The sequence below is a fragment of the Streptomyces mirabilis genome, assembly GCF_039503195.1.
Classification (GTDB): Bacteria; Actinomycetota; Actinomycetes; order Streptomycetales; family Streptomycetaceae; genus Streptomyces; species Streptomyces mirabilis_D.
In genome coordinates this window covers 8,176,291-8,190,449 of record NZ_JBCJKP010000001.1, presented here as the reverse complement: position 1 = coordinate 8,190,449, position 14,159 = coordinate 8,176,291, and the positions used below count along the sequence as shown (strand labels likewise).

Annotated in this window: 14 protein-coding genes and 1 pseudogene; 3 read left to right on the top strand and 12 right to left on the bottom strand. The window is 65.4% G+C overall.

Translation table 11 applies throughout. The features are described from left to right. Positions 1-451: 451 nt before the first annotated feature. On the bottom strand, positions 452-649 hold the full coding sequence (locus AAFF41_RS37205) for an MbtH family protein (protein WP_232651374.1): 198 nt from the start codon (positions 647-649) through the stop codon (positions 452-454). 874 nt (positions 650-1,523) lie between these two features. Here AAFF41_RS37205 and AAFF41_RS37200 point away from each other — a divergent pair. Then, positions 1,524-3,284: a fatty acyl-AMP ligase gene (locus AAFF41_RS37200; RefSeq protein WP_343325328.1), complete on the top strand. Its 1,761-nt coding sequence runs from the start codon at positions 1,524-1,526 to the stop codon at positions 3,282-3,284. 46 nt (positions 3,285-3,330) lie between these two features. Further along, the gene (locus AAFF41_RS37195) at positions 3,331-3,639 is read left to right on the top strand and encodes an acyl carrier protein (protein ID WP_343325327.1); all 309 of its coding nucleotides are present in this window, start codon (positions 3,331-3,333) and stop codon (positions 3,637-3,639) included. Positions 3,640-3,674: 35 nt separating this feature from the next. Here the strand turns inward: AAFF41_RS37195 and AAFF41_RS37190 are convergent, their stop codons facing one another. From AAFF41_RS37190 to AAFF41_RS37160, 7 genes are all read right to left on the bottom strand, one after another. Next, entirely contained in the window at positions 3,675-4,652 is a 978-nt protein-coding gene (locus AAFF41_RS37190; protein ID WP_343325326.1) for a hypothetical protein, read from the bottom strand. A gap of 318 nt (positions 4,653-4,970) precedes the next feature. Further along, positions 4,971-5,390, bottom strand: coding sequence for a hypothetical protein (locus tag AAFF41_RS37185; protein WP_343325325.1), 420 nt, complete (start codon positions 5,388-5,390; stop codon positions 4,971-4,973). A gap of 107 nt (positions 5,391-5,497) precedes the next feature. Continuing rightward, positions 5,498-5,938 carry a lasso peptide biosynthesis B2 protein gene (locus AAFF41_RS37180; RefSeq protein ID WP_343325324.1) on the bottom strand — a complete coding sequence of 147 codons (441 nt, stop codon included), beginning with the start codon at positions 5,936-5,938 and terminating at the stop codon, positions 5,498-5,500. Then, on the bottom strand, positions 5,935-6,204 hold the full coding sequence (locus tag AAFF41_RS37175) for a lasso peptide biosynthesis PqqD family chaperone (protein ID WP_343325323.1): 270 nt from the start codon (positions 6,202-6,204) through the stop codon (positions 5,935-5,937). The genes AAFF41_RS37180 and AAFF41_RS37175 overlap by 4 nt, the downstream gene beginning before the upstream one ends. Then, complete coding sequence (locus AAFF41_RS37170) at positions 6,201-8,015, bottom strand: asparagine synthase-related protein (protein WP_343325322.1); 1,815 nt, start codon at positions 8,013-8,015, stop codon at positions 6,201-6,203. The genes AAFF41_RS37175 and AAFF41_RS37170 overlap by 4 nt, the downstream gene beginning before the upstream one ends. A gap of 27 nt (positions 8,016-8,042) precedes the next feature. Further along, positions 8,043-8,186 (bottom strand): lasso RiPP family leader peptide-containing protein, encoded by a 144-nt coding sequence (locus AAFF41_RS37165; protein WP_343325321.1) that lies wholly within the window; start codon positions 8,184-8,186, stop codon positions 8,043-8,045. A gap of 1,658 nt (positions 8,187-9,844) precedes the next feature. Next, positions 9,845-10,705: a site-specific integrase gene (locus tag AAFF41_RS37160; protein ID WP_319749689.1), complete on the bottom strand. Its 861-nt coding sequence runs from the start codon at positions 10,703-10,705 to the stop codon at positions 9,845-9,847. Positions 10,706-11,143: 438 nt separating this feature from the next. On the opposite strand from AAFF41_RS37160, the pseudogene AAFF41_RS37155 reads away from it, so the two are divergent. Then, positions 11,144-12,098: pseudogene (locus AAFF41_RS37155) on the top strand (PP2C family protein-serine/threonine phosphatase); the annotation flags it as partial. Between the two features lie 76 nt (positions 12,099-12,174). Here AAFF41_RS37155 and AAFF41_RS37150 read toward each other — a convergent pair. The 4 genes from AAFF41_RS37150 to AAFF41_RS37135 all read right to left on the bottom strand — a co-directional run bounded on the left by AAFF41_RS37150 (position 12,175) and on the right by AAFF41_RS37135 (position 13,805). Continuing rightward, entirely contained in the window at positions 12,175-12,342 is a 168-nt protein-coding gene (locus AAFF41_RS37150) for a hypothetical protein (protein ID WP_319753914.1), read from the bottom strand. Between the two features lie 37 nt (positions 12,343-12,379). Further along, positions 12,380-12,736, bottom strand: a complete 357-nt coding sequence (locus AAFF41_RS37145) for a PRC-barrel domain-containing protein (protein ID WP_099938908.1) — start codon at positions 12,734-12,736, stop codon at positions 12,380-12,382. 229 nt (positions 12,737-12,965) lie between these two features. After that, the gene (locus AAFF41_RS37140; RefSeq protein WP_319753913.1) at positions 12,966-13,187 is read right to left on the bottom strand and encodes a hypothetical protein; all 222 of its coding nucleotides are present in this window, start codon (positions 13,185-13,187) and stop codon (positions 12,966-12,968) included. Between the two features lie 279 nt (positions 13,188-13,466). Next, complete coding sequence (locus tag AAFF41_RS37135) at positions 13,467-13,805, bottom strand: MerR family transcriptional regulator (RefSeq protein ID WP_319753912.1); 339 nt, start codon at positions 13,803-13,805, stop codon at positions 13,467-13,469. Between the last annotated feature and the right edge of the window lie 354 nt (positions 13,806-14,159).

The following is a 14,159-nucleotide window of genomic DNA, read 5'->3' as shown; positions in this document are numbered from 1 at the left end:
GTGCTTCGTCTCACTAGCAGACCGTCAGATACTGATGGGCCTCTTTCAAGCCCACCCAGCGCTGGCACCTGCAGAAAAACCCTTGCTTGACTCGCCTCGTTGACGTGGCGGGTCATACCTACCGCGCGCCCTGCGCCATTACATTGCCGCCCTGCGGTCACTAAAGCATCAGACGGCGAGACTCCCAGGACTCAATCGCCCTGCGCCAGAACGCACCAAAGACCTTGACAGAGGTAAGGCTGACCCAGAGACCAACTTCGCAGAAAGCCTCACTTGCTGGGCGAGACGATGCATCGTCCGAGTCACCGTCTACCGCAGGGCGGCACATGCCGGGCCAGGCCCCTACCCGAGGCGGTCAGAGTTGGATGCCAGAAAGAAGCGTGCTGAGTGACCGCTGATGGGACGACTACCGAAACTCATTCGACATGAGGAACGGCTACAGGGGAAGGGCTCACTCAGCAGGAGTGAGAGGCTTCATCTCAGTCCAGTTGCGCTCGACATAATCGAGGCAGCTCTGTCGAGAGTTCTCACCGTGGGCGACCACCCAGCCAGCCGGCACCTCGGCAAAGCTAGGCCACAGCGAGTGCTGTCCAGCCTGGTTGCTCAGCACGACATACTTTCCGTCTTCCTGCTCAAAGGGGTTCGACATCGGGGATACCTCACAGTCATAACGCGGCTATTGGATGGAGAGAGCGCTAACGAGCCAACCTGGACCATGACTTGAAGGCATGGTTCGACACCCGTATCAGGAAGATGCACAACGCAGCATCACGCATCCCTCAGAACCTGCCCTGTCGATCCAGCATTTTCGAGCGGGCAGAGAGCGGGTATGAGTTCACGCACCTGTGCGAGGGCTCGTACAGGAAGGGGCCCTTCGCCATGAAGGCGCGAGTGAAGTCAGAGAGAATCCGACATACAAAGACACAGCAAATACACATCCCCCGTGCAGTTCGTCATGTCCGCTGGCATTCGGTCGGTCGCAGCGATCACTTGACGCGTGCCATCCAAACACTTGCATTGCACCCCCGTCAACCGCATTCTCGATACAAATGTCCCATTTCGCCCTTGCAAAAAGCCCGCAAAACTTCTCCAGTGTGCCCGGATTTGCCAGCATTGCGGACCTGAATGACCTACCTGCCGACCCCATTGACGTACCGTCACGGAGCGTGGTGCGACCAAGTGTGGTTGGGGATGCACGTGACCCCGGCAGCAGCGAAGACCTCACCGTCGGATACGCTCCCCTTAGGTACTACCCACCATCAATTCGCTGGCCTGGTGCGGTTTCTAACGGAGGATCGGTCATCTCGGTCGCCGAGTGAGGGCGCGGGGCTGAGGTAGCAGACCGCCCCACTGGCTGGGGGAACGCCGGAGTGCGCACCTCAGCCTGCTACCCACAGTTAACCCCCGGGTCACTGGATCGACAGACAGATGCTGCGAATACTCCGTCTCGCTTAAGTGCCGCTTAAGTACGGCCAATTACTCTCGATCATCCGTTAGCACGCCACTCAGCACCGAAGGAAGGCTTGGAGGCAACGTTGGAAGCGCGGTTTGCCAGCACATTCGTGGACGTCGTACAGCAACAGGCCGACGCCCACGGCGATCGGGAGGCTTTCGCCTACATCCGGGACATGAGTGACGGCCAGATCAACGACGCACTCTCGTTCCGCGAACTGGACACGCAGGCGCGCATCGTGGCCGGCTGGCTCACCAAGCAAGGGGGCGCATCAGGCGACCGGGTACTGCTGTGCTTCCCGCCGGGCCTGGACTTCATCGTCGGCTTCCTTGGCTGCCTCTATGCGGGCATGGTCGCCGTGCCAGCGCCCATGCCCGAAGGCTTCAGCTCGTCGGAGGATCGAGTAAGCAAGATCGTCCGAGACGCCCAGACTGCCATCGCTCTCTCCGATGCGAGCGGCGCTGAGAAGCTTGAGCGATGGCTTGCCGACCAGCTCGGGACTGCGCTGCCCTGTGGTGCGGTCCGCACCATGGATTCCGCCCTCGCTGCAAGCCTGACTATGCCCGATCTGACGCCGGACACGCTGGCGTTGCTGCAGTACACCTCCGGCTCGACCAGCGACCCCAAGGGGGTCATGATCACGCACCGGAACCTGCTGAGCAACATGAAGCTGATCAGCGAGTGCGCAGATGGCGGACCGCACAGTCGCTCCTTCGGCTGGCTGCCGGTCATCCACGACATGGGGCTGATCGGGCAGGTGCTGTGGATGATCTACCTCGGCGGTTGTACCGTGCTCGCCTCGCCGACCGAGTTTCTCCGGCGCCCCTATCGCTGGCTTGAGCTCCTCAACGAGCTGAACATCGACTTCACCGTGGCACCGAATTTTGCCTACGACCTGTGCGTGCGAACCGTCTCGGAGGAGAAGGTGCGCGGACTGGACCTGTCAGGCTGGCGGGTGACCTTCAACGGGGCCGAACCGGTACAAGCCCAGTCCCTGGCCAAGTTCGAAGAGAAATTCGGGCCGGTCGGCTTCAAGCCCGAGACGTTCCTGCCGTGCTACGGCCTGGCCGAGGCGACCCTGCTGGTCACTGGGACACGTGCCGACAGCAGACCGGTGATCACAACGGTCGACGCCGAGCTGCTGGCCCAAGGAGAGTTCGTTCCTGCGAACTCCGGGGCAGGACGGCGCGAGCTCGTCGGCAGTGGAACGGTGGATCGGTCACGGGTGCGGATCGTGGACACCGAGACACGTGCGGCGCTACCGGACGGGAAAGTCGGTGAGGTCTGGGTGCGAGGTGAGAGCGTGGCCCAGGGGTACTGGGGCCAGGCCGACTTGAACGCCGAGGTGTTCAACCAGAGCGTCGGTGGCGAGGCAGGCTTTTTCCGCACCGGGGATCTCGGCGTGATCTACGAGGGCGAGCTTTATGTCACCGGTCGCCTCAAGGAAGTGCTGATCATCCGTGGACGCAACCTCTATCCGCACGACCTCGAGCGGGCTGTCCGCGCGGTCGATCCACGGCTGGCCACCGGAGCCGGCGCGGTCCTCACGCTGGACGCGCCCGAGGGCTCGGTCGTGGTGGTCCAGGAGATCAAACCACGCGGCCTGGTCGAAGACGACTACTGTGCATTGGCCAGGAACATCCAGCGGACCCTGGTGCGCGAGTTCAGCATCCCTCTGCCCAGCGTCGTGTTCGTCGGACCGGGCCGCGTTCGCAAGACCACCAGCGGCAAGATCCAACGCTCGTTGATGAAGCAGCTCTTCGTAGCTTCCACGTTGAAGCCCCTGCACGAGGAGCTGACCGACGCTCTCGCCCATCTGAAGAACGACTGACCGAGGAAAACCGGTCAGCCGCACTTCCTGCACTCTTCCGTCCGTCATGTCAGCCAAGAGAATGGATTACGTTGTGACAACGGTGCACCGCGATAGCTCGCCTGAAGAGATCCGAGCGTGGCTTATCGAGCGGGTGGCATACTACCTTGAACTGCCGACGGAGAAAATTGACCCAGAACTCGAGCTCGCGGAATACGGGATGGACTCGGTGTACACCATGAGCATCATCGCCGAAATCGAGGACCACCTCGGTGTAAAGATCGACGAGATGGCCGCTTGGAAGTACTCCACGATCAATGCCTTGGTCAAGTACGCCGAGAATCTGATCAGCGATCCAGTGCACTCCGCGCGATAACGACGGTTCGTGCATGCGAGCGGGCACGGTTCCCATCAGCATCTATCGATCCGAAACGATAGGTGTTCTGGGTCGTTGATCTGTGTGTGAGTGAACTGGTGAAGGACGCACGGTAGTTGTCGCCGTCGGCGCAGGAGGCACTTCGACTTCGGGCGGTGGCCGCCTTGGTGGCTGGTCGGACTCGCGAGGATGTGGCGAAGTGGCTGGGCGGCGGGCGCGCGGCACTGGTGGCCCGGCCGCGCGGGCGGCGGGGCGGCGGCGGGCGAGGACGTCGAGTAGGTGCCGTACCAGCCCGCGCTGACCTGGCCCTGGGGACAGATCACCTGCCGGCGGTCGAAATCGATGTGGAAGTCGTCCCGGTCGAAGCCTTCATTCTTGCGGTGCTGGCGGGTGGGATTGCCCGGCAACCGCCCGCTGACGGTGATCTGGTGTTCGCGCTCGGCTCGTTCCAGGTGGACCAGAGATGTGTAGCCGCCATCAACCATGTGCTCGGCAGGCAGCAGCTCGCGACGCGCCAGGCGGGTGTGGATACCGGGCAGAGCCTGCCCGTCGTTCGTGGCGGCCGACGTGGTGGCCACGTCCGTGATCACGTTGGCGCTGTCGGAGGCACACGTCTCGGTGACATGCGCGGCGAACCCCTTCCAGCTGATGATGTGCCCGTGACGGACGTAACGCGCCGTGGTGTCGTAAGGGAAGACGATCGCCGAGGAGGAGGGCGGCAGGCCGCCGTCGTCGGCGGTGCGCCACCGTAGACGGCCTGCCGCGTCGCGGTGGTAGTTCTGCACGACGATCTGCCGCAACGCCTCGGCCTGCGGGCCGAGCCGGTAGCTCGGTCCGTGCCGGCGAAGACGTTCCAGCAGCCGGCAGGCGTCGTCGCCGGCGGCGAGGATCCTGGTCTTGGGCCGGGTGGGGTTCCTGCCCAGACGGACCGGACGGCCGTAGCGGCGACCCCAGTCCTCATCAACCAGGCCGGCCAGCAGATGCGAAGCGGTGCGGGCCACTTCCTCCAGCACGGCGCGGACAGCCTTGGTGACCAGTTCCAGCCGCGTCAGGTCAACGGGTCAGGCTGGAGCGCCGCCAGTGCGCGTCCCTGGTGATCCGGGCGCTGGCCGCGCCACGGCCACCATCAGCCGTGTGTCCGCGTCAACGATATCCGGCCTGTTCACCGAGAAACCACCCAGGTCCGCTCAGCCCTCAACACCCCTGCCACAGCAGGAAATTGGCCTGCCCACGGCGTTCTGCAACAGGCTCTGGTTGGACGAATGGGTCGCCCGAGATATGCGAAATGAAGACGCTTGCCTGATGGACGTCCGTTATCGACGCGAATCAGGTTATTCGACTCTCGTTGCGTCGAGCCTGCTCCTCGGATCCTCCATGTGAGACGCCGACTCGACTGCATTCTTCATTGCGCACAGCAAAGGCAAACATGACACCAGTACAAACAGGCCGAACAGGGTGATAGCTGTCAGCCCCACCGGTTGCAGCAGCTGCGTCGGGTCCGCCTTCACAGACGGCCAGTTGCTGATCCAGTTCGCGGCGACGTCCAGTGTCATCACACCGCTCCCCCACCAGATACCACTCCGCCTCACGAGGCCCACCAGCACCACGACCAGCGGATCGAGGAAGACAAGGCTTACGAAAAACACCCGCATGAACGCGTGTGGAAACGCTGCATAAGCATGGATTCCACCACGTACCAAATCGCTGATGTGAGCACACGTACCTTCAGCGAAACCGATCAGGTACACCACAAGTACCCATCGTGCCCACCGTGGCAGGCTCCCCCATTTGCCCCGCAACCGCTCCTTCATGCAACAAGCCTATCCGCAGTCGATCACACCACCGAATGCTCCCGACCTTATTGCGACCGCTTCGGAGGCGAGCCTTCGGCAGGCCCGACCGTCAGGAGGGTCCGGAAGTGGCCGGCTGGATACGGTTCTCCGACAGGGACTCCCTCGACTTCGACCCAAGCATGGGCCGAGAAAGGATTCGTACGGACGCCCGTACACCACGTGGGCCAGGTACCGCGCGCCCGACACAGGAGGGCGGTTGCCACCGAGCGCTGCAGGCATGCCTGTCCTGCGCATCGCAGGCTGACCGCGACCACGGCTGTGCGTGCCGCCGCAGCCTGGTCCGCGGTGGCCGGGGCGGCACGGCGGCGGGCGAACTCCAGTACCGCGCGCAGCTTGGATGGAGAGAGCCTGCTGAGGATCCCGGCGACGGACACAGCCAAGAGAGGAACCACTCGGCGGTGCGGCGGCAGCCGATCACTGCGGGACAGCGCCACTGGGATGCTCATCGGCTCTCCCGTAGCAGGTCCGCCGAGCGCAGGGACGCCAGGAGAGCCGCAATGTCGTTGCGAGCGTGCATCGCGGAAATAGCATGCTGGGAGGCGAGGGTCTGAGCCGCTTGCTCGCAGGTCTGACCACTGGTCAGGCTGCGGAGGACAGATATCCCGGTGGTGTTCAACTGCCAGTAGCGACCGGTGCGTTCATGGAGAAGTACAGCTCCGTCGTCCGTCTCAGCGAGGGATACCTGCGGATTAAGGGAAAAAGTGACGCTCACGTTCGTTTGTGCCGCCTTTCGTTTCGTGCGAGGTGGCGTGCGGCGCGGAACCAGGTTTCGCAGCCAAGGAGCTGCTCGATGGCGAAGTTCCTGCTCAGGTTGCCCTGGGGGGTGAGCAGCTGGGTGCGGACCGCGTCTGCCGAGATCAGGCCGGCCTTGGCGAGTTCCGAGTCCGCGAAGAGTTCCAGGAGTTCGTCAAGGCTGCGGCTGAGCCCGACACGAAGATCCTCGTCGAAGGAGCCCTTGGTGGTTCGGGCGCGGACGCGTTCGGGCAGGACATCTCGCATGGCCGCGGCCAGCAGGGGCTTGTACTCCCATGGGGTGCAACGCTCGTGCACGCGTACGGCCAGAGCGGCCTCCACGACTCGGTCGTCCAGGTAGGGCTGGTGAAGCCGGATTCCCGCCTGGCCGAAGAGTCCGGCGAACTGCCGGTACGCCGGCGCCGTCGCCCGCAGGGCCACCAGGAACTGATGCTGGCCGCGATCAGCAGCGAAGGGGCGGGCGATGTCGGCCGTCTTCCGCAGCTCCGACCTGGCGGCGTCGACCGCTGCGTCCGTCACCCAGACCGGAGCACGCAGCGGCATCAGGCCCCAGCCCAGTGGCGGGTGCCGGGGCGCCGGAGCCGGGTCGGTGAGAGACTCGGCCTGGTCGCACCACCAGTCGCCTACGGAATTCGCGCGGCCGAGCTCGGCAAGCGTCCCGCGCAAGGGCCAGCGATTGAGGGCCTGGTAGCCGCGCAGGTGGCGCACCGCGAGCCGGGGGCGCCGGCGCAGCAGCCGGTGCAGATATCCGGGGAGTCTGCCAAACAGTTCGTCCGCGCCGTGCCCGGCCAGGTGCGCCCGCGAGCCCCGTTCGGAGAGAAGACCAGCCGTGTGTTTCATACGCGCCAAGGTCCGCGTGAATAGGTACGGCTGTTCGGTGTCCGCCAGGGCAGCGGGGTGCGCGAACAGGGCGGGCAGTTCGTGCTGTGCCACGACCATGTGGGAGGCGTGTTCCAGCAAGGCCGCCGAATGCGCCGCGAAGGCCGCGTCGTCGTTTCCCGAGTCCGACTCGGCCCATCGGAAGGTGAGCAGGTCGGGGGTCCTCCGGGCGCCGAGGAAGCATAGGGCGGTGGAATCCATGCCGCCGGACAGGTCGGCGCTCAGCAGCCCGTGGCCGACGGTGCGGCCGCTTACGGCTTCCTCGAGTGCGGCGTAGACCGCCGACGCGCCCTGTTCCAGCGGGACTTCGGGCTCCGGCGGCCGCCACCAGGGGATTTCCTGCGCGCGGCCGCCCGTGATGAGCAGGCAGTGATCGTCCGAGACGGTGCGGATCCCGGACCAGACGCTGGCAGTACCGAGTGGAGCAGGGAGGAGGCCGCCGGTCGCCAGCCGTGCCGCTAGTACGCCTTCGTCCACGCCTGCGCCGGTCAGCAGCGCCAAGGTGTCGGGGCGGTCCGACGCGACGGGATGTCCGTTCACCCGGGTGTGGAAGATCTGGCGCAGGCCGGTGATGGTGCCCCGGACAGTCGTCCCCTCGGGAGAGGCGACGATCAGGTGGTAGCTGCCGGGCAGTTCCCGGGCCAGCGCACTGGCATCGGACGGCGACTGCACACGTTCGACAAGCCGGATGAGCCGTGCGGTGGTGACCGGACAGTGTCCGATCACCACCGCACATACCGAGCCCGCCTGGACCCGAACTATTTCGTCCGCATCCCACCGGCCGACCAGCCAGGGCTTGCCCGAGGGGTGGGTCATGACCTGTGGCGACTCGAAGAGCCACGTGGGGTCGGTGGGACAACCGTCGGGCAGGACGACGAACCCGGTGTTCATGTCACTCCGTCAGCGTCGGTCGGCCTCTTACCAGCCTTGCTTGCCGAGGAAGTCGGAGTGGTCGCTGCCGAAGCCGAGCGTGTCCTCCGAAAACTCCCCGACTGCCGTCAGCGCGGGCGGCTCGTAGCCCCGCTGAACCGACGGCTCCTCGCGCTGCTGCTGGTTCTCCACTGCGCTCTCCTTCCATACGGGCCCCATGTGAGGCCACCGGGCGTGGACCGCCCGGAATCCAAGGTTGTTTCCACGACGCGTGTGCTGGGCGTCCTGGCAGATCCGCAGTCCACGCACTGTCGCCACACGTTTAGGAGACCCCGCTATGTAGCGCCGGGAATCGATCTCGAGATGACACCGAAATCTGCCGAGAGATCTCCGATTCAGCCACGCCCGCATGTCTCCGTCTCTATCGCGCTGAATCCACCGGCGCTACTGGAGTCTTGGTCTCGGACGCGCCATCCGGATCGCTGCGATGACGAATGACTAACGCAGCCACCGGGCAGGCAACGGGAATAGTGCTTTGAGGACACCTTCCTGAAGCCTAATATCAGGCGGTCTCAGGTGCGATATCCCCGTGGCGCTTCGCAAGCCTCGGGTCGGTGTCGCACTCGTCGGCAAACAACGCGACCTCTTCGATCCATCGGGTGATAGAGCGTGCGATCGAAGCGGAATTCATCGATGCTCTGCGGCCGACCCGCCGATGCGCATCAACGGCGGACTGCACATCCGGCCGAGCTCAAATTTGATTCGAGCACCACCGGGCAAGCAAGGACGCGTTGACTGCATTGAATGTCGACTACTACACCGTTCAACAGTATCACGTATGGCACGACACCCAACAAGCTCTACCCCCGTCCCCCGCGGGAAAGCGCGGCATCGAAATTTGTCGCGCCTCACCCGTTTTTCTTTCGATCAAGAGAGTCGCATCTCCGAAGATCCTCGCACAACCATGCGAGCCTCGGATGGCCGAATACATCCCTCAAGGTTTCTTAATTGCCTCTACCCAAAAGAAGCCGGGAGACGCAGAAATCAGCTACTCAAAGTAGTGTCACCTGAGTAACACTCCTCAGATTGATCACCTAACGTAGCCTCACCGGCGTCACCGGGGCCCACCACGGCAGCCAGCGCTGGAGAGCGGTAGGCGAAAAATGATCGCTCACCCGCGCCGGACGCTGCACCAACTGCGCGCAGGACGTGGTGCCGGCGCGGGTGGAGGCGCTGCGGTCGAAGGCGATACGCCTGGTCACGCGTGGCGCAGTTCAGCGGCGGCGTGAGCGTTCCGTAGGGCATCCGCCAGCACTGCACCAGGACGAAACGGGGGTGGGCTGAGGCCCTCGTCGACCTTGGAACCGTGGCAGAATCCGAGCTGCTAAGACGTGGCGGCCCGGGGCATATCGCTCCGGAGGTCACACCCCACCCCTTCGCCTCTCCCGGTCCCTCAGCCGTATTCCGCAACCGCACCTCACAGGAAACGCGCGCAGACGTTACCCGGGAGGCGGGTGTTGCTGGACTCCCAGACCTCGCGCCTCCCCCTGCCTTCGCACCGCGACGAGCACGGGCCGACCCGATGCAGCACAACGCAGAACCCCCGGTCGGGTCGAGCCAGCGGGGTTCTGTAGCGCGATTCCTGTCACGTCCCGATCACGAACCTCACGGACGCCCTCACATCACAGCACTCTGACCTGGACTTACGCGCCCGTCCTGGACCAACTGGACGCCCCAGGACGGGTTCTACGACATGTGCCAGGTGGTGCCCAGTGAGGGACCGAGGATCAGGACCGGGGCGTCTTCTGGCCCGTCAAAGCGGTATTGGAGGGTTTCGACGTTCTTCTCACTCACTCCCTCACGCTCCCACATCTCACATTCTCTGCGGGATCGGGGTCGGGGACGCACGCCAGACCTCCCCATGCATCCGCCGCCGGACGAAGATCCTCCACATCCGGCTTCACATACCAGCGCTTCGTGGTCCTGACGCCGGTGTGCCCGGCCCATCGGGCAAGGAGGTGGTCCGGCACCCCGTTGTTCGCCAGGTACGTGAAGCAACTCGCGCGAGCGCCGTACAAGCGCGCCCTCCGCAGCCCGTGCTCGTCCATGACCCTGTACGCCCGCTCACGCAGCTGCCGCCCGTTGAGCGCTCTGCCGAGCTCGTCCACGACCGCGTACCCGCTGTCGTCATACCTTTCCCTCGCCACCAGCTTCTCGGCCAGCTGATTGTTTTCGAAGCACTTCAGGGCCTCCCTGACCAGATCGGGCAGAGGAAGCTGCCGCTCACCGGCGAGAGACTTCGTGCCCTTCTCCACCACGGTCTTGTTCCCCATGAGCGTTCGGGTGTTGGCAACGGTCAGAGCGGCCTTGCCCAGGTCGACATCGGCCCAGCGCATACCGCAGATCTCCGCCGGCCGCAGGCCCATGAGGGACAGAAGGAGAGCCGCGTACAGGCGGTCGTCCTTCACCGCGCGCACGAAGGCATGAACCTCTTCGACGTTCCAGGGCCGCACCACCGCCTTGGCCCTGCGTTCCGCCTTGCGTACCTTCCGAGGGATCGTGACCTCCTGGGCAACGTTCGCGGCGACCAGGCGCCGGGCCACCGCCCGGTTCAGCGCCTCCTTCAACCGCGCCAGGGACATCTCCACCGAGGTCACCCCGAAGCCCGCGCCCGCCTTGCCACCACGACGCGTCCCTCCCGAAGCCCCCACCCCTCATCCACGCCTCGACGTGGTCCTCGGTCAGTTCCTGAAGCCGGATGTGCCCGAGCTTCCCCCGGACACGCCCCAGGGTCATCGTGTAGACGGTGCTCTCTTCCAGGTCCTCCGCCTTCCTGTCGAGCCACTGGTCGAGCCATTCGTTCACCGTGATCTTGTCGGGCTCGACGAACGTCCCCTCGTAGCGACGGTTCGTGATGCGGGCGTACTCGACCTTCGCTCCTCTCAGCGTGCCGAAGGTACGGGTCAACTGCTTACACTTCCCGGTCGCGGGATCGGCCCCTACATCGACCACAACCGATAGCGGACCTGCCCCTTCGTATTCGGGAGGAGTTTCTTGATCGGATCGGACAGGACTACTGCGCTTGAGCAGCTCGACCTTGAACCGGTTGTGCTGGAGGGGACGGGCGCCGTCCGCCGCCGTGCAGAGCGGCCCCGGTGACCAACCGCGGGGACGCCATCGGGCTTTTCGAACTTTTCCTGCCCGCGGCGCCGGACGCGGAGGTGATGCGGGAGATCGGCGAGACCGCGTACGCCCTGGCGTACATCGTCATCGCGAACCGGTCCTTCACCGACGTGTACCAATGGGGACGGCGCACCATCCCGCTGAGCCTGGCCGCGGAGATCCAGCACCGGCTGCTTCCGGCGTCGCTGGCGTGCGAGGCCGCCCAGCTCGCGGTCGCCGGCGCGCTGGAGCCGGCCGACCACGTCGGGGGTGGCACCTTCGACTACGTGATCGACCGGGACACCGTCCAGCTCTCCGTCACCGATGCCATGGGGCACGATGTCGACGCCGCGCTGCTGGCCACCCTCGCGGTGGGCGCCCTGCGCCGGGCACGGCGGGCCGACGCCGATCTCGCCGAACAGGCCCCGCCAGGCCGACCAGGCCATGCGCGAACACGGTCACAAGGGCTACGTCACCGGCCGGCTCCTGCGCATCAGCCTGATCGACGGCACGACCGAGTTCATCAACGCCGGGCACCCCTGGCCGCTGCGGATGCGGAACGGACAGGTGCGGGAGATCACCCCGAAGATCGATACGCCGTTCGGCTTCGCTGCCCCTCACACCTACTGGGTCCAGTCGTTGGACCTGCGGCCGGGCGACCGGCTGGTGATGCTGACCGACGGCATGCTGGAGCGCAACGCCAACAGCGTCGATCTGTCGGACCTGATCGTGCGCGCCCGCGCGCTGCATCCCCGCGAGGCCGCCCGCACGCTTATCGCGGCGATCGTCGACGCCAACGACGGCCACCTGCAGGACGACGCGACCGTCATGTGCCTGGACTGGCACGGCACCAACCACTCTCAGCGGGTCGACGCCACCGGCACCGACCTCACCGACGCCTCACGACCGTCCAGGGCGGGACGGACCACTCCCGGGCACTGACTCGACGACTGCTCCGACACCGCGCTACGTCCGGTCCCCGGGCCGGCGGCCCGGGGCGCTTGACCGGCCGACCGCGTCACCGGGGAAGATGCCTGCGGCGGCGGCCCAGGCGCAGGCCGATGAGGACGAGGTCGGCGACCAGAACCAACACGCCGATGACCAACAGATAGAACAGGCCCTTCGCCACCACACCGATGATGCCGAGCACGATGGCCACAATAACCAGCAGGAGGAAGAGAGCCATTGGTGTCACCTCATGGTGGGAGACGTTGTTGGGGGCATCAGCGGCGGGCGAGGCGACGTTCGCCACCCTCACCCATGCGGTAGGCGAGCTCGTAGTGCGCGAAGACCGACTTCTCGTCCTCCGCGAGCAGTTCGCCGTCCGTGCCGATCGAGGGCGCTTCCTTTACCTGCTTCTTGTCGTAGGCGACCTTCAGATAACCGGGACCGACCGTCGCGTCGCCCAGGGGGACGAACACCAGCCGGTGCCGGGTCGGCAGGCCGACCGTGACCGTTGCGAACACGGGCTGGTCCGTGGCCGTGTCGACGTAGACCGCCTCCAGGACGCCAATCTTGTGCCGCTCGTGGTCGACCACGTCGTGGCCTCGCCATTCCCTGATGTCTTGCGCCTCGAACACGAGGCCCCCTCCGTCGCAGGTCAGCTGAAGACCGCTGTCGTCACTCTCTCGCTCCTCCCTCCTTACCTGCCTACGGCGCGTCACACCCTGGAGAGCAGCCAACTTGCAGGCCGGACGACGGACGACCTGCACGCGCGGCGCGATGCCTCGGAGACCGCCCAGTCCGTCGCGGTCCGGCGCGCGGGAGCGTGGGCGATGAGCGGCGCGGGCCGCAACACGTGTCGCGGGGTCAGTACGGCTTGATCGGTTCGGCCAGGTCGGCCGCCCGCTCCACCAGAGCGGCAACCGGGTGAGCGTTCTCGCCTGCCTCGTCACCTTGTGATCCGACGAGCAGCCCGTCTTCACGACCCTCTCCACGCCCCGAGGCGGCGTGAAAGTATTCGGCTTCAGCGGCGTCGCGGGACACAGCTTCTTGTCCTCCCTCGGACTCCTGAACGTCACCGGTGATCACGGGGTCATGCTAGAAGACGACACCCCGACGGCATTCTAGGAGTCCGGTCGCGAACACCACGCCCCCGTCGCCGGCGTGTGTTCCGCAACCGTTTGAACTCCGACCTCGTTGATCCTGGCGCCAATTGGGCCCGCCGAAGCCGAGTAGATCGGCTGGTCATGGGAACGATCAGGACTTCCGAACGGGCATTGGGCCCGCCTACGCGCAAGGATCGCCGGCCTGCCGTCGAGGCCGAGCTGAGTACCGGACCGGAAGACGGAGTTGCTGGTCCAAAGCGCGTCAGGCTGCGGCCGTCGGGTTTGCTGATTCAGCGGCGCGGCGGTGTGCGGCGTTGATGCGCTGGGCTTCTTCGAGCTGGTCTTCGAGGATGACGATGCGGCAGGCGGCCTCAATCGGAGTGCCCTGGTCGACGAGTTCCCGGGCGCGGGCGGCGATGCGCAGCTGGTAGCGGGAGTAGCGGCGGTGGCCGCCCGCGGAACGCAGCGGGGTGATGAGGCGGGCTTCGCCGAGGGCGCGGAGGAAGCCCTGGGTGGTGCCGAGCAACTCGGCGGCCCGGCCCATCGTGTAGGCGGGGTAATCGTCGTCATCGAGACGGCCGAACGAGTCGTCTGCTGTCATTGCACCTCTCTGTGGAACGCGTGGAGGGGCCCTGGTGCCGTACTGGCACCAGGGCCCCGAAGGAACTTCTACACCATCTGCCGACCCTGGTACTGCGCCGGCCTTCTTTGTCCGCACGCCCGCCCGGGAGAGGACGGGGAATGCGGGGATCGCGGTTGCTCGACCGGAGACCACCTCACTATCGATGTCCTGCGGTACCCGGGCTCAGCAATTCCGCCCGGGCGATCCTGATGGCGCTCGGCTCCTCCGTTCTTTCCCTCTGGGATCTATCACTTACCAAACGGGAATTGCGTACTGCTGGTGATGCGAACCGCGCAGTGGCCTGTCACAGCGCCACTCTTCGGCAGCCAGCCC

Coding starts and splice junctions, on each gene's coding strand:
- AAFF41_RS37205 (WP_232651374.1), bottom strand. CDS start 649: ATGTCGAACCCCTTTGAGCAGGAAGACGGAAAGTATGTCGTGCTGAGC.
- AAFF41_RS37195 (WP_343325327.1), top strand. CDS start 3,331: ATGTCAGCCAAGAGAATGGATTACGTTGTGACAACGGTGCACCGCGAT.
- AAFF41_RS37180 (WP_343325324.1), bottom strand. CDS start 5,938: ATGAGCATCCCAGTGGCGCTGTCCCGCAGTGATCGGCTGCCGCCGCAC.
- AAFF41_RS37170 (WP_343325322.1), bottom strand. CDS start 8,015: ATGAACACCGGGTTCGTCGTCCTGCCCGACGGTTGTCCCACCGACCCC.
- AAFF41_RS37150 (WP_319753914.1), bottom strand. CDS start 12,342: ATGGCTCTCTTCCTCCTGCTGGTTATTGTGGCCATCGTGCTCGGCATC.
- AAFF41_RS37135 (WP_319753912.1), bottom strand. CDS start 13,805: ATGACAGCAGACGACTCGTTCGGCCGTCTCGATGACGACGATTACCCC.